Here is a 14344-nt window from a genome sequence, read left to right as displayed (position 1 = left end):
ACCGTGTTTGACATTGGTTTTAGTGAACTGCTGTTGGTTATGGTCATTGGCTTGGTGGTTCTGGGGCCAGAACGGCTACCTGTGGCAGTTAAAACGGTTGCCGGTTGGATTAGAGCATTACGCTCTTTAGCGGCTAACGTCCAAAATGAGCTTGCTCAGGAGCTGAAATTGCAAGAGCTCCAGGAAAGCCTGAAAAAAGTCGAAGAAGAGGCGGGGTTACAGAATTTGTCCCCGGAATTGAAAGCTTCGATGGATGAGCTAAAAGAAGCGGCTGAGTCTTTGAAAAAGGCATACCAAAATGAGCCTGATGCAGGGAATATGAAAGCATCAGAAACAGATGAGGTGGCTCAAAAGCCAGCAGCGTCTCAGATTGTGGCTTCGCCCATATCATCTTCTCCGGTGGATGATAAAGCGGTTTCTGAAACGAAGAAAAAAACTTCTGATTAAGTTAATGGTGAACACAAAAACATGGCTGTTGATGATACTCAACCACTTATCAGTCACCTTATTGAACTGCGTAAGCGAATTCTAAACAGTTTACTTACTGTATTAGTGGTTTTTTTAGCGTTGGTCTATTTTTCTAACGATATCTATCAGATGATCTCTGCGCCTTTGATTAAGCAATTACCTCAAGGTGCCAGTATGATAGCGACGGATGTTGCCTCTCCCTTTTTTACACCAATAAAGCTGACCATTATGGTGTCTATCTTCGTATCTGCACCTATGGTTCTCTATCAGGTATGGGCATTTATTGCCCCCGCGTTATATAAGCATGAACGTCGTTTGATGATCCCTCTGCTCGTTTCCAGTAGCCTGTTGTTCTATTTGGGGATGGCATTTGCTTACTTTGTTGTGTTTCCGATTGCTTTTGGATTCTTTGCTAAGACAGCTCCTGTAGGGGTTCTGATTGCAACGGATATTAGTAATTATTTGAGCTTTGTCATGGCACTATTTATGGCCTTTGGTGTCTCTTTTGAAGTACCGGTTGCCATTATTTTATTGTGCTGGAGTGGGGTAGTTACACCCGAATCCCTGAAGAAAAAACGGCCGTATATTTTGGTAGGTGCTTTTGTTGTTGGCATGTTATTAACGCCGCCGGATGTTTTCTCACAAACCTTACTCGCTATTCCTATGTATCTACTGTTTGAATTGGGGATTTTGCTTTCCCGTTTCTACACCGGACAGCGCAAACTGGGAGATCGTTCAGAAGAAGAGCAAACATCAGAAGCAAATACGGAAAGGTGATAATAGTAATCTTAACATGTTGTTCTGTAGTGCTAAGATAATTAACTCAAAGCGATAGCATATTAATTAACCCAGCGTCTATGCGCTGGGTTTGAGTTAGGAGAGCTATATGAGCTATGCATTTCCAGGAACTTTCCCTGGTCGCCGTATGCGCCGAGTGCGCCGTCATGATTTTTCCCGTCGTTTGGTTGCTGAAAATCAATTAACTGTTAATGACTTAATCTATCCGGTGTTTGTCATGGAAGGCACTAACCGTCGTCAAGAAGTACCTTCTATGCCAGGAGTGTATCGTCTGACAATGGATCTTTTGCTGAAAGAAGCTGAAGAGATTGCCCGACTGGGTATTCCTGTTTTGTCTCTGTTCCCTGTTATTGAAGCAGATAAAAAATCTTTGGATGCGAAAGAAGCTTATAGCCCTGATGGGTTGGTTCAACGTACGGTTCGTGCGTTGAAAAATGCTGTTCCTGAATTGGGATTGCTGACTGATGTGGCATTAGATCCATTTACTACACATGGTCAGGATGGGATCATCGATCAAGATGGTTATGTGATTAACGATGTAACCAAAGAAATTTTGGTCAAACAGGCTCTGTCGCATGCAGAGGCTGGGGCTGAGATTGTCGCACCGAGCGATATGATGGATGGACGTATTGGTGCAATCCGCGAGTTGTTTGAAGCGGAAGGCCATGTCAATACTCAGATTATGGCCTATTCTGCTAAGTATGCTTCGGGTTATTACGGTCCGTTTCGTGATGCTATTGGTTCAAGTAGTCATCTGAAAGGTGGTAATAAAAAAACCTATCAGATGGACCCGGCTAACAGTGATGAAGCATTGCAGGAGATTGCACAGGATTTGCAGGAAGGTGCCGATACTGTAATGGTCAAACCGGGTATGCCTTACCTGGATGTGATCCGCCGGGTAAAAGACACCTTTGGTGTGCCGACCTTTGCTTATCAAGTATCTGGCGAATATGCTATGCACATGGCTGCGATTCAGAATGGTTGGTTGCAGGAACAGGTCATTATGGAGTCCTTGCTATGCTTCAAGCGTGCAGGAGCAGATGGTGTACTGACATATTTTGCAAAACAGGTTGCTCAACAGTTATATGAGCAGAGGTTTTAATATTTGATTAAAAACGGGTGAATGTGAATTCTGCCCGTTTTTTGTCTGATTAAAGCTTCACAAACTGTTTGTTATCAAGCGCTTTAGGTAATTGTTTATTCAGAATATTCAGTAATAGAATAGAGCGGGTTTCTCCATCTGGCTCATTGTAGATAGCCTGCAATCCTTCAAATATCCCTTCAGTAATTAATACCGTATCACCGGTCACAGGTGTATCTGGTGATACATATTCTTGCTCTGTTGCAGACATGATTTCATTAATAAGAGCGTCCGGTACGATAGCTGGGCGTATACCAAAACGAACAAAATGGCTAACGCCACGTGTTGAATGGATAGTCGTGGTATGAATAACTTCTGGGTCAAACTGAACAAATAGGTAATTAGGAAAAAGGGGTTCTGTATTCACAGTACGTTTACCGCGAGTTATTTTTTCAATTTTTGCGGTAGGAGTCAGGCAGGCAACATCCTGTCGTTCCAGATTTTCTATTGCTCGTGAAATTTGCCCACGCTTACAGTAGATGAGGTACCAGTTTTCCATGTTTATTTAACCTTGATCCAATGACTATTAAGCATAGCAAAATAGGAAAGGGCATTACAGGAATTATCTCAGTGATAATTGTTTGATGATAGATATTTATTGTTATGAGTAGATACTGCGTTTCTTAGTAAAAAAGCTGTGAGTAATATCATGGTAAGCCATAGGTAAAGCGATCAATATAATGCTGGTGATTCTGTCTGCAATTAATATAAGGAAAAGAAAGATGGAAGTATTTCTGCTGAGTAATGGCAAACTTTCAGGTAATCCGGATTGGTTGAGTTATGCCAAGGAGCGGTTAGATGTAATGATTGAGAAACGCGCTATTTGCTCTGCGGTGTTGATTGCATACGCGGTTATTCAAGGTGATCATGAGCAGCGAGCTAAAGAGCTTGGAGAAGCTTTAGGAATAAGGGTAACAAATATTGAACGTTTTAACTCTCCTGTTCAGGCGATTGAGAATGCAGAATGTATTTTGGTTAGTGGAGGAAATACTTGGTTACTGAATCAGCTATTACATGAAAACGGTTTGATTGTACCCATCCAGCGCGCAGTGCGTGAACGTAATATTCCGTATATTGGTTGGAGTGCCGGTTGCAATGTGGCGACGCCAAGTATTCGTACTACTAATGATATGCCTGTTCGTAACACTGTTGTCATGCCGTCCATCGGATTGTTCCCCATACAAATTAACCCTCATTACATTGATAGCCGTATTAGTGGTCATATGGGGGAGACTCGTGATGAACGTTTGGCTGAATTCTGTGCAATGAACCCAGAAGAGATAGTGATTGCATTACGTGAAGGTAGTGGTTTGCATATTGATGGCGAAGAACTGCGTTATTTTAGTGGTAAGAATGAAGGGTTTAAAATATTCCAACACAATAAATTTTTCCCTGAGCAATTTGATACCAAAGTATTAGCTAATTGGGTCCCATTGCGTTGTATTTGACTTTGAGGTCGCAAGGTTGAATTAAACCCATTGCTTTTTAGTAAGTTATTGGTTTAATTTGTAGTCTTGCAATAAAAACATAAAAAAGCTGAGTGGGATAGCTTATAATGTCTTCCCCCTTAAAAACCGGCATGAATGGATAGTATGAAATACCGTGACTTAAGAGATTTTCTGACCTTGTTGGAACAGAAAGGTGAATTGAAACGTATCAGTCTCGAAGTTGATCCTTATTTAGAGATGACTGAAATTGCGGATCGTACCCTTCGCGCTGGTGGTCCTGCCTTACTGTTTGAAAATCCCAAAGGTTATTCAATGCCTGTATTGTGTAATTTGTTTGGTACCACTGAGCGTGTTGCTATGGGGATGGGGCAGAAAGATGTTAAGGCTTTGCACGATGTCGGTAAGTTACTGGCTTTTTTGAAAGAGCCTGATCCTCCGAAAGGTTTTCGAGACTTGGTGGAGAAGCTGCCGAAATTTAAGCAAGTTCTTAATATGCCGACCAAACGGCTTAATAGTGCGCCTTGTCAGGAACAAGTTTGGGTTGGTGATGATGTAGATTTAACCCGTCTTCCTATAATGCACTGTTGGCCAGAAGACGCTGCTCCGCTGATTACTTGGGGGCTGACAGTAACCCGTGGTCCGAATAAAGAGCGGCAAAATCTTGGTATTTATCGCCAACAAGTGCTGGGTAAAAATAAACTCATTATGCGCTGGTTATCTCATCGTGGTGGAGCCCTTGATTTTCAGGAATGGTGTCAGGCACATCCAGGAAAACGCTTCCCGGTAGCTGTTGCGTTAGGTGCCGATCCCGCAACAATATTAGGTGCTGTGACGCCAGTTCCTGACACGTTATCGGAATATGCATTTGCTGGGTTATTAAGAGGATATAAAACAGAAGTTGTGAAATGTCTTTCAAATAACCTGGAAGTACCAGCAAGTGCTGAGATCATATTAGAAGGATATATTGAGCCTGGCGAATTAGCTCCAGAAGGGCCATATGGTGACCATACAGGCTATTATAATGAAATCGATATGTTCCCAGTGTTCACTGTGACGCATATTACTCAGCGCCATGATGCTATTTATCATTCGACTTATACTGGTCGCCCGCCAGATGAACCTGCTGTGCTAGGGGTTGCATTGAATGAGGTGTTAGTACCGATTTTACAAAAGCAGTTTCCTGAAATTGTCGATTTTTATCTGCCGCCGGAAGGTTGCTCCTATCGTCTTGCCATCGTGACTATGAAGAAACAGTATGCAGGTCATGCCAAGCGGGTCATGATGGGAGTCTGGTCGTATCTGCGGCAATTTATGTATACAAAATTTGTTATTGTTTGTGATGATGATATTAATGCCAGAAATTGGAACGATGTCATTTGGGCAATAACTACACGAATGGATCCGGCAAGAGATACAGTATTAATGGAGAGTACTCCAATTGATTATCTCGATTTTGCATCACCAGTCTCAGGATTAGGGTCAAAGATGGGAATGGATGCAACGAATAAATGGCCGGGGGAAACGCAGAGGGAATGGGGACGCCCTATTGTGATGAGTGAAGAAGTGCGTACCCACGTCAACAAGATTTGGGATGAATTAGATATTTTAGGACCATAAGAGGGAACGCATGACAACACTGAGCTGTAAAGTAACCTCTGTAGAGGCTATTACGGAGACGGTTTATCGGGTACGGTTACTTCCGGATTCTCCGTTCTCATTCCGCGCCGGTCAGTATCTGATGGTGGTGATGGATCCGAGAGATAAACGTCCGTTTTCAATGGCATCAACGCCTTCAGAAAAGAAGTTTATTGAACTGCATATTGGTGCTTCTGAGCTGAATTTATATGCGATGGCTGTGATGGATAGAATTTTGGATCAGAAAGTGGTCAATGTTGATATCCCTCATGGTAAGGCTTGGTTCCGGCAGAGCAGCACTAATCCACTGTTATTGATTGCGGGAGGGACGGGTTTTTCTTATACCCGTTCTATATTGCTGACAGCGTTAGAAGAACAACCTGAGCGCCAGATCTCTATTTATTGGGGTGGCAGAGAATCACAACATTTATATGATCTTGCTGAATTACAATTACTTACAGAGCGTTACCCTAATCTGGTGGTTGTTCCGGTTGTTGAACAGTCGGAGAATGGTTGGTGTGGACGTACCGGAACAGTGCTCAAAGCGGTATTAGAGGATTTTGGCAGTTTAGCCAATCATGATATCTATATTGCAGGGCGATTTGAAATGGCAAAAATTGCTCGTGAGCGCTTTTGCAGTGAACGTGATGCTTCTGCTGACAACATGTATGGTGATGCTTTCGAATTCATTTAAAATAATAATAATAAAAAACCCGCCCCTGACAGGCGGGAATTACGGCAACAACGACTCAGTTATAATATTTTCTACAGATAAGTTCTTAATCCATTCTTTCTATAATAGTGGCAATACCTTGGCCTAAACCGATACACATGGTTGCCAGCCCAAACTGCACATCCCGGCGCTCCATTAGATTCAACAATGTTGTTGTAATGCGAGTACCTGAACAGCCTAATGGGTGCCCGAGAGCGATTGCTCCACCATTAAGGTTCACTTTGTCATCCATGCGATCCAGCAAATTCAGACCTTTCATGCAGGCAAGTGATTGAGCGGCAAATGCTTCGTTTAGTTCAATTACACCAATATCATCCAGTTCCATACCTGCTTTTTTGAGAGCCTTCTGTGTAGCAGGGACAGGGCCATATCCCATAATGGAAGGATCACAGCCAACAACTGCCATTGAACGGATACGGGCGCGAGGTTTTAGCCCCAGATTTTTAGCATAGCTTTCACTGGTTACCAGCATTGCCGATGCACCATCAGATAAAGCAGATGAGCTGCCTGCTGTAACCGATCCTGTTACCGGATCGAAGACAGGACGCAGTGCTGCCAGATCTTTCAGATTAGTATCTGGGCGGATAACTTCATCGTAATCAAACAACTTCAGTGTGCCATCGGCATCGTGACCATAAATTGGTGATATCTCATTGGAGAATGCACCTGATTGCGTTGCTTGTGTTGCACATTGGTGAGAACGAAGTGCAAATTCGTCCTGCATTTCACGGCTGATATGGTGAATCTTTGCCAGCATTTCGGCGGTTAAGCCCATAACCCCTGCTGCTTTGGCGACACTCAGGCTCATTTTAGGATGGAAATCCACACCATGAGTCATCGGAACATGACCCATATGCTCTACACCACCAATTAGCGTAACACGAGCTTCCCCGGTCATAATCATGCGGGCGCCATCATGCAGTGCCTGCATTGATGAACCGCATAGCCGGTTAACGGTTACGGCAGGTACAGAGTGAGGGATATCAGCCAGCAATGCAGCATTACGGGCAATGTTGAATCCTTGCTCCAGAGTTTGTTGAACACAGCCCCAGTAAATATCATCTATAGCGTGTTTCTGTACTGCCGGATTACGTTTAAATATCTCTTTCATCAGGTGAGCGGAGAGATCTTCAGCCCGGACCTGACGGAATGCACCACCTTTTGAGCGCCCCATTGGGGTGCGGATGCCATCAATAATGACTACATTTTCCATGTTTCCATACCTCACGCTGTTGTTCCGGTGCTGACAGCAATCGTTGCTGCTGTAGGGTAGTAACTTTCATTACGTTCAGCTTTGGCTTTCAAACCAGGTGGTACCTGATAAAGAGCACCGAGGTGAGCATAACTTTCAGCCATTTTAACGTAATTTGCTGTTCCCATTGTTTCCAGGTAACGGAAAACACCACCGCGGAATGGAGGGAAACCAATACCATAAATCAGAGCCATATCAGCTTCTGCCGGGCTGGCAATGACACCTTCTTCCAAACAACGGACAACTTCGTTGATCATTGGAATCATAGTACGGGCAATGATCTCTTCACCGGAGAAATTACTCTTCGGCTGGCAGATGGTTGCCAATAGTTGATCTGTTTGCTCGTCCTGTTCTTTCTTTGGTTTGCCTTTCTTATCTTGTGTGTACTTATAGAAACCGATACCGTTTTTCTGCCCGTAGCGTTGATTTTCATATAGAACATCAATAGCGTCTTTGTAATCACGCTGCATACGATCCGGGAACCCTTGAGCCATAACTGACTGAGAATGATATGCAGTATCAAGACCAATGACATCAATAAGATAAGCAGGACCCATTGGCCAGCCAAATTCCTTCTCCATAATTTTGTCTATCTGGCGGAAATCACCACCGTCACGCAACAACATACCGAAGCCAAGGAGATAAGGGAGTAGCACTCGGTTTACAAAGAATCCCGGACAGTCGTTAACGACAATAGGTGTTTTACCTATTTTGCTGGCGTAAGCAACTACAGTTGAAATTGTCTTTTCAGAGGTTTTTTCACCGCGGATCACTTCAACCAGTGGCATACGATGTACTGGGTTAAAGAAATGCATACCACAGAAGTTTTCCGGGCGTTTTAGCGACTTAGCTAGTTCTGAAATTGGAATTGTTGAAGTGTTGGATGCCAGAACACAATCTTCATTAACCAGAGTTTCAGTTTCTGATAGTACAGCCGCTTTGATCTTAGGATTCTCTACTACTGCTTCAACCACTATTTGAGCCTGTTCGATGCCGGCATAATTTAATGTAGGTTGAATAGAAGAGAGGGTTTTCGCCATTTTTATGGCATCCAAACGGCCGCGTTCAAACTGTTTGTTCAGAAGTTTCGCCGCTTCATTCATTCCTAATTCAAGGGCATTCTGACTGATGTCTTTCATCATGACAGGAACACCTTTACGGGCAGATTGATAGGCGATACCGCCACCCATAATCCCTGCGCCCAGAACTGCGGCATACTCAGGTGTTGTGACTTCTTTCAGATGTTTTTTCGCCAGTCCTTTTATGTACTGGTCATTAAGAAAAATACCAACTAAAGCACGGGCAACATTTGTCTGTGCCAGAGGGATAAAGTTGGCGGCTTCCACTTTCAGTGCTTCATCACGGCCAAGTGTAGCGGCTTTTTCTATGGATTTAACTGCGGTAATAGGCGCTGGGTAATGAGGACCAGCAACTTTCATTACCATACCTTTTGCCACGCTAAAACTCATGCCACGTTCAACTTCATTGAGTTTCAAAGGCTCTAACTTTGGTTGGCGTGCTGCTTTCCAGTCAAGTTTCCCTGCAATAGCCTGTTCCAGCATTGATATTGCAGAATTAATCAGTTTTTCACCAGGGACAACGGCATCAATCAGGCCGTTTTTCAATGCTTCTTCTGCACCAATGTCTTTACCCGCGGCAATAATATCCAGTGCGTTATCAGTCCCGATTAGACGTGGAAGGCGAACTGAGCCGCCAAAACCAGGCATAATACCAAGCTTGGTTTCTGGCAGCCCAATGCGCACATCGGGGGAGGCTATACGGAAATCTGTAGACAGAACACATTCACAACCGCCACCAAGGGCATAACCATTTATCGCTGAAATGGTTGGTACGGGTAAATCTTCTATCCGGTTGAAAATGCTATTTGCGAAATCAAGCCACTCTTGCAATTTTTCTACAGGTGCATCGAATAAAGAGAGAAATTCAGTAATATCTGCACCAACAATAAATGCAGCTTTATCAGAGCGTAATAAAACGCCTTTTAATTCAGTTTGTTGTTCCAGATTGGCGACAGCCTTATCCAGAGATGCAACAGTTTTGGTATCCAGTTTATTAATAGCGGCAGGGGCATTGAAAACCAGTTCAGCAATGCCATCTTTCAGCCAGCTTACTTGAATTGTTTCACTTTGATAGAGCATGTCGTTCTCCTAAATGAGCGCATACCATCTGGTATGACCAGATAGGCTTGATTGTGGTTATTATGTTAAGTAAATGCAAATGAGTGATTAGTTTTTTGCAAGGGTGATCACAAGTGAGATTTGTATCTCATTAACAATAGTTGTTTTTATATTTTTATAAATAAGGAGTTAGCGGGATCTGATAAATTGGGATGATTTTCGCGTGATACCTGCAAATATCAATGATTGTGATAAGCTAATGGTTCAGCCATAAAATAAAAAAAGGTCAATTGAAATGGAAAAGTTGGCATCTCTGTATCACGAACATATCTCTACATTGCAACAACGTACGCGCGAAGTACTGGCCCGTAATCAATTGGATGCTCTGCTTATTCACTCTGGTGAATTACAGCGTATTTTTCTGGATGACAGAGACTATCCTTTTAAAGTTAGCGCTCACTTCAAAGCTTGGGTACCCGTAACTAAAGTACCTAATTGTTGGTTATGGGTAGATGGTATTAATAAGCCTAAATTATGGTTTTATTCACCGATAGATTATTGGCACAGCGTAGAACCGTTGCCAACCAGCTACTGGACTAAAGAAGTTGAGATGATTCATCTGGCAAATACCGGAGATATCAATTCAGAGTTAAGTAATTATGTGAAACAGAATGTTGCTTATATTGGTTGTTCACAACCAAGAGCAAAAGAACTTGGTTTTTCTGAACATAATATCAATCCGAAAGCTGTTCTGGATTATTTGCATTTCTATCGTTCATATAAAACAGATTATGAACTGGTCTGTATGCGTGAAGCGCAAAAAACGGCTGTTGTCGGGCATCTGGCAGCTCATGAAGCATTTCAGGCTGGAATGAGTGAATTTGATATTAATATATCTTATCTGATGGCAACAGGCCATCGTGATACAGATGTGCCTTATGACAATATTATTGCTATAAATGAAAATGCGGCTGTTTTGCATTACACCGTATTACAGCACAATGCACCTTCGGAAATGCGTAGTTTCCTGATTGATGCTGGTGCTGAATATAATGGCTACGCAGCAGATATCACCCGTACTTATTCAGCAAAAAGTAATAACGAATTTGCTGCTCTGATTAAAGATATGAATGCGGAACAAAAAGCGCTAATCAGTACGATTAAAGCAGGAGTTTGCTACACTGAATATCATATTCAGATGCATCATAGGATTTCTAAATTGTTGAAAAAACACGGCATTGTTAAAGGTGTTAGTGAAGAAGCCATCGTTGAAAAAGGGCTAACAACACCATTCTTTCCACATGGTATTGGTCATCCTCTTGGATTGCAGGTCCATGATGCGGCAGGGTTTATGCAGGATGATACCGGTACACATTTAGCAGCTCCGGCTATATATCCATATCTGCGTTGTACCCGTATTCTGGAACCCCGTATGGTGCTAACTATCGAGCCTGGCCTTTATTTTATTGAGTCGTTGCTTGCACCTTGGCGTGAAAGTGAGTTCAGTAAGCATTTTGACTGGAATAAAATTGGGATGTTTAAACCGTTCGGCGGTATTCGTATTGAAGACAACATTGTTATCCATGAAAATAAGGTGGAAAATATGACTAGGGATTTGCAACTACCATAATGAAGCCTTATTTGATACCCGCAGCTCCAGTGAGTTTGACTGAGGAGATTAAAAAAAGTCGCTTTATTACCCTGCTGGAGCATACCTGTGGAGTAGATGAAGCTAAGGTATTTATCCAGCAAATCAAAGCTCAGTACCCTGATGCCCGGCATCATTGCTGGGCATTTGTTGCTGGTGCTCCGGATGATTCACAACAATTGGGTTTTTCTGATGATGGAGAGCCTTCAGGGACCGCAGGTAAGCCGATGCTATCTCAGCTTATGGGAAATAATATCGGTGAAATAACCGCAGTTGTTGTTCGTTATTTTGGCGGAATAAAATTAGGTACCGGTGGATTAGTAAGGGCATATGGAAATAGTGTCCAACAGGCGCTGAAATTATTGGAAACAAAATATATGGTTCCACAGAAAATTTGCTCCTTGCAGTGTGAATATGCCCATATCTCTATGATTGAACAGTTATTACAGAAATCAGAGGGGCAGATTATTGCCAGTGAATATGCAGAGAGTGTTACTTTGCGAATTTCACTTCCTGCTACCTTGGTGGGTGAAGTCGGTGATAAATTACGTGATCTGAGTCGTGGTGTACTGTATTTAACACCTGATCTGTAAATATTCTCTGTTAACTGTGTTAACTGGATTTCTAAGGAACCAGCTGAATGCATTTTCGTGCCATAACCCGTATTGTTGGGCTGCTTGTCATTCTTTTCTCTGTCACCATGATTATTCCAGGGTTGGTAGCACTAATCTATCGTGATGGCGCTGGGCGTGCATTTAGTCAGACATTTATTTTTGCTTTAGTTATTGGTTTGATGCTTTGGATGCCAAACCGGGAGCAAAAACATGAATTAAAGCCTCGGGAAGGGTTTCTTATCGTTGTTTTGTTTTGGACGGTACTTGGTAGTGTTGGGGCTTTACCTTTCATCTTTTCTGAGCAGCCAAATCTTTCTATTACAGATGCATTCTTTGAATCTTTCTCTGGTTTAACAACAACGGGTGCTACAACACTTATTGGGCTTGACACCTTGCCTAAAGCAATTCTCTTCTATCGGCAGATGTTGCAATGGTTGGGGGGGATGGGGATTATTGTGCTGGCTGTTGCAATACTGCCTCTGCTTGGGGTCGGAGGGATGCAGCTTTATCGGGCTGAAATGCCAGGGCCTTTGAAAGATAATAAAATGCGTCCACGAATTGCTGAGACAGCGAAAACTTTGTGGTTGATTTATGTGTTACTGACAATTGCCTGTGCTCTGGCGTTATGGGCGGCTGGTATGTCAGTTTTTGATGCTATTTCCCACAGCTTTTCAACCATTGCAATTGGTGGATTTTCTACTCATGATGCCAGTATCGGTTATTTTAATAGCCCTGTGATAAATACTATCATTGCGGTTTTTCTGCTGATTTCTGGTTGTAATTTTGGTCTGCATTTCGCGGTGTTAACGGGGCGCAGTCTGACAGTGTACTGGCGAGACCCTGAATTCCGTATGTTCATCTTTATTCAATTAGCACTGGTGATTATCTGTACTTTTATCTTATGGCACTATGCTGTTTATAAATCGGGAATGGAGACACTGAATCAAGCTTTTTTCCAGGTTGTTTCAATGGCGACAACGGCTGGGTTTAGTACAGATAGCTTTGCCCGTTGGCCGTCATTTTTGCCAATACTGCTGTTGTGTTCTGCTTTTATCGGTGGCTGTGCGGGTTCGACCGGGGGGGGACTGAAAGTCATTCGTATCTTATTGCTATTCCTCCAAGGTTCCCGTGAGTTGAAGCGGTTGGTTCATCCGAATGCGGTTTATACCCTAAAATTAGGGCGAAGAGCATTACCTGAACGTATTATTGAAGCTGTCTGGGGATTCTTCTCTGCTTATGCTTTGGTATTTATCATCAGTTTGTTATTACTTATCGCTACTGGCGTAGATGAACTTTCTGCTTTTTCTGCGATAGCCGCTACACTGAATAATCTAGGGCCTGGGTTGGGGGTTGTTGCTGATAATTTCACTGCAATGAATCCTGCGGCTAAATGGATATTAGTTATAACAATGTTGTTTGGTCGCTTGGAAGTATTTACTTTGTTAGTTTTATTTACACCGACCTTCTGGCGTGAATAATCTATTGAAAGAAGGATATCGCTATGAACTGTTTATTGCTTTACTCCAGCCGGGATGGGCAGACTAAGAAAATTATTACCCGCATTGCTGAGAATCTACGCAGAGCAGGGCAGATATGTGATCTCAGAGATTTAGCAACCGCAGAAACAATCGATTTGAAATCTTATGACAAAGTTATGATTGGAGCTTCAATCAGATATGGTCATTTTAGTTTAGCATTGAAAAAATTTGCTGTTCGTCATCAACAACAACTGAATAAAATGCCAACTGCATTTTTTGGCGTGAATCTGACGGCAAGGAAACCAGAGAAGCGTACACCTGAAACGAATGTGTATGTTCGTAAATTTTTGCTTAATACCCCTTGGCAGCCAGATCTGTGTGGTGTTTTTGCTGGTGCGTTACTTTATCCTCGTTATCGCTGGTTTGATCGTGTAATGGTTAAACTGATCATGAGGATGACAGGTGGAGAAACTGATATAACCAAAGAGATTGAATACACTGACTGGCAGCAAGTCGATCATTTTGCTGATGATTTCCTTGAAATAGCGAGTGAAAAATAACTGATTTGTTCTTTTTTTCAGTTTTTGGTTGAAAAAAGCCGCGAACGGAAGTTTTTTTTTAATAAACGCTTGCCAGCGCCAAAGAACTCCCTATAATGCGCCACCACTGACCGACACAACGCTGACAAAACGTGTGAGGTCAGGCAGAGCAACGTGAATCAGCGCTTGACTCTGCGGGCGAAAAGCGTAGTATACGCAGCCCGGCTGAACCAGAATATTAATTTTTAGTTCAGCCTGCTCTTTAACAATTAATCAGACAATCTGTGTGGGCACTCACAAGACCGTATCACAAAAAAAATACACTAAGTCTTGAAGAGTGAACAACAGTTGATTCATGACGAATGAACAGTAAAATTCTTTGAGCATCAAGCTTTTAATAGAAGAGTTTGATCATGGCTCAGATTGAACGCTGGCGGCAGGCCTAACACATG

Annotated in this window: 13 protein-coding genes; 10 read left to right on the top strand and 3 right to left on the bottom strand. The window is 42.7% G+C overall.

All coding sequences use genetic code 11. The annotated features are described in order from the left end of the window. Nucleotides 1-3: 3 nt before the first annotated feature. From tatB to hemB, 3 genes are all read left to right on the top strand, one after another. Nucleotides 4-447, top strand: a complete 444-nt coding sequence (tatB, locus tag C5470_RS13520; RefSeq protein ID WP_023044656.1) for a Sec-independent protein translocase protein TatB — start codon at nucleotides 4-6, stop codon at nucleotides 445-447. 21 nt (nucleotides 448-468) lie between these two features. Continuing rightward, nucleotides 469-1245: a Sec-independent protein translocase subunit TatC gene (tatC, locus tag C5470_RS13515; protein ID WP_036846657.1), complete on the top strand. Its 777-nt coding sequence runs from the start codon at nucleotides 469-471 to the stop codon at nucleotides 1243-1245. A 109-nt stretch (nucleotides 1246-1354) separates the two neighbouring features. Next, complete coding sequence (hemB, locus tag C5470_RS13510) at nucleotides 1355-2368, top strand: porphobilinogen synthase (protein ID WP_166289892.1); 1014 nt, start codon at nucleotides 1355-1357, stop codon at nucleotides 2366-2368. 49 nt (nucleotides 2369-2417) lie between these two features. On the opposite strand, the gene rfaH is transcribed toward hemB, so the two are convergent. Beyond that, on the bottom strand, nucleotides 2418-2906 hold the full coding sequence (gene rfaH, locus C5470_RS13505; protein ID WP_036846652.1) for a transcription/translation regulatory transformer protein RfaH: 489 nt from the start codon (nucleotides 2904-2906) through the stop codon (nucleotides 2418-2420). Between the two features lie 223 nt (nucleotides 2907-3129). On the opposite strand from rfaH, the gene pepE reads away from it, so the two are divergent. The 3 genes from pepE to fre all read left to right on the top strand — a co-directional run bounded on the left by pepE (nucleotide 3130) and on the right by fre (nucleotide 6184). Then, complete coding sequence (gene pepE, locus C5470_RS13500; RefSeq protein WP_166289889.1) at nucleotides 3130-3855, top strand: dipeptidase PepE; 726 nt, start codon at nucleotides 3130-3132, stop codon at nucleotides 3853-3855. A 144-nt stretch (nucleotides 3856-3999) separates the two neighbouring features. After that, nucleotides 4000-5472, top strand: coding sequence for a 4-hydroxy-3-polyprenylbenzoate decarboxylase (ubiD, locus tag C5470_RS13495; RefSeq protein ID WP_166289885.1), 1473 nt, complete (start codon nucleotides 4000-4002; stop codon nucleotides 5470-5472). Between the two features lie 10 nt (nucleotides 5473-5482). Beyond that, on the top strand, nucleotides 5483-6184 hold the full coding sequence (gene fre / locus C5470_RS13490) for an NAD(P)H-flavin reductase (protein ID WP_166289882.1): 702 nt from the start codon (nucleotides 5483-5485) through the stop codon (nucleotides 6182-6184). 85 nt (nucleotides 6185-6269) lie between these two features. Here fre and fadA read toward each other — a convergent pair whose 3' ends face one another. Continuing rightward, nucleotides 6270-7436 carry an acetyl-CoA C-acyltransferase FadA gene (fadA, locus tag C5470_RS13485; RefSeq protein WP_166289879.1) on the bottom strand — a complete coding sequence of 389 codons (1167 nt, stop codon included), beginning with the start codon at nucleotides 7434-7436 and terminating at the stop codon, nucleotides 6270-6272. A gap of 11 nt (nucleotides 7437-7447) precedes the next feature. After that, nucleotides 7448-9634 (bottom strand): fatty acid oxidation complex subunit alpha FadB, encoded by a 2187-nt coding sequence (gene fadB, locus C5470_RS13480; protein ID WP_166289876.1) that lies wholly within the window; start codon nucleotides 9632-9634, stop codon nucleotides 7448-7450. A 274-nt stretch (nucleotides 9635-9908) separates the two neighbouring features. On the opposite strand from fadB, the gene pepQ reads away from it, so the two are divergent. From pepQ to hemG, 4 genes are read left to right on the top strand one after another with little or no spacing between them, the layout of a single operon-like run. Further along, nucleotides 9909-11243 (top strand): Xaa-Pro dipeptidase, encoded by a 1335-nt coding sequence (gene pepQ / locus C5470_RS13475; RefSeq protein WP_166289873.1) that lies wholly within the window; start codon nucleotides 9909-9911, stop codon nucleotides 11241-11243. Continuing rightward, entirely contained in the window at nucleotides 11243-11854 is a 612-nt protein-coding gene (locus C5470_RS13470; RefSeq protein ID WP_036846631.1) for an IMPACT family protein, read from the top strand. The genes pepQ and C5470_RS13470 overlap by 1 nt, the downstream gene beginning before the upstream one ends. A gap of 47 nt (nucleotides 11855-11901) precedes the next feature. Beyond that, on the top strand, nucleotides 11902-13353 hold the full coding sequence (trkH, locus tag C5470_RS13465; RefSeq protein ID WP_036846628.1) for a Trk system potassium transporter TrkH: 1452 nt from the start codon (nucleotides 11902-11904) through the stop codon (nucleotides 13351-13353). Nucleotides 13354-13376: 23 nt separating this feature from the next. Further along, on the top strand, nucleotides 13377-13913 hold the full coding sequence (gene hemG, locus C5470_RS13460) for a menaquinone-dependent protoporphyrinogen IX dehydrogenase (protein ID WP_036846625.1): 537 nt from the start codon (nucleotides 13377-13379) through the stop codon (nucleotides 13911-13913). Nucleotides 13914-14344: the final 431 nt, after the last annotated feature.

This window comes from Photorhabdus stackebrandtii, from assembly GCF_011189495.1.
Taxonomy (GTDB): domain Bacteria; phylum Pseudomonadota; class Gammaproteobacteria; order Enterobacterales; family Enterobacteriaceae; genus Photorhabdus; species Photorhabdus khanii.
This window is presented reverse-complemented; position numbering and strand designations above follow the sequence as displayed.

Excerpts from the sequence above, each read along its gene's own strand:
- tatC (WP_036846657.1), top strand. The coding sequence starts at position 469 with ATGGCTGTTGATGATACTCAACCACTTATCAGTCACCTTATTGAACTG.
- hemB (WP_166289892.1), top strand. The coding sequence starts at position 1,355 with ATGAGCTATGCATTTCCAGGAACTTTCCCTGGTCGCCGTATGCGCCGA.
- rfaH (WP_036846652.1), bottom strand. The coding sequence starts at position 2,906 with ATGGAAAACTGGTACCTCATCTACTGTAAGCGTGGGCAAATTTCACGA.
- pepE (WP_166289889.1), top strand. The coding sequence starts at position 3,130 with ATGGAAGTATTTCTGCTGAGTAATGGCAAACTTTCAGGTAATCCGGAT.
- ubiD (WP_166289885.1), top strand. The coding sequence starts at position 4,000 with ATGAAATACCGTGACTTAAGAGATTTTCTGACCTTGTTGGAACAGAAA.
- fre (WP_166289882.1), top strand. The coding sequence starts at position 5,483 with ATGACAACACTGAGCTGTAAAGTAACCTCTGTAGAGGCTATTACGGAG.
- fadA (WP_166289879.1), bottom strand. The coding sequence starts at position 7,436 with ATGGAAAATGTAGTCATTATTGATGGCATCCGCACCCCAATGGGGCGC.
- fadB (WP_166289876.1), bottom strand. The coding sequence starts at position 9,634 with ATGCTCTATCAAAGTGAAACAATTCAAGTAAGCTGGCTGAAAGATGGC.
- pepQ (WP_166289873.1), top strand. The coding sequence starts at position 9,909 with ATGGAAAAGTTGGCATCTCTGTATCACGAACATATCTCTACATTGCAA.
- C5470_RS13470 (WP_036846631.1), top strand. The coding sequence starts at position 11,243 with ATGAAGCCTTATTTGATACCCGCAGCTCCAGTGAGTTTGACTGAGGAG.
- trkH (WP_036846628.1), top strand. The coding sequence starts at position 11,902 with ATGCATTTTCGTGCCATAACCCGTATTGTTGGGCTGCTTGTCATTCTT.
- hemG (WP_036846625.1), top strand. The coding sequence starts at position 13,377 with ATGAACTGTTTATTGCTTTACTCCAGCCGGGATGGGCAGACTAAGAAA.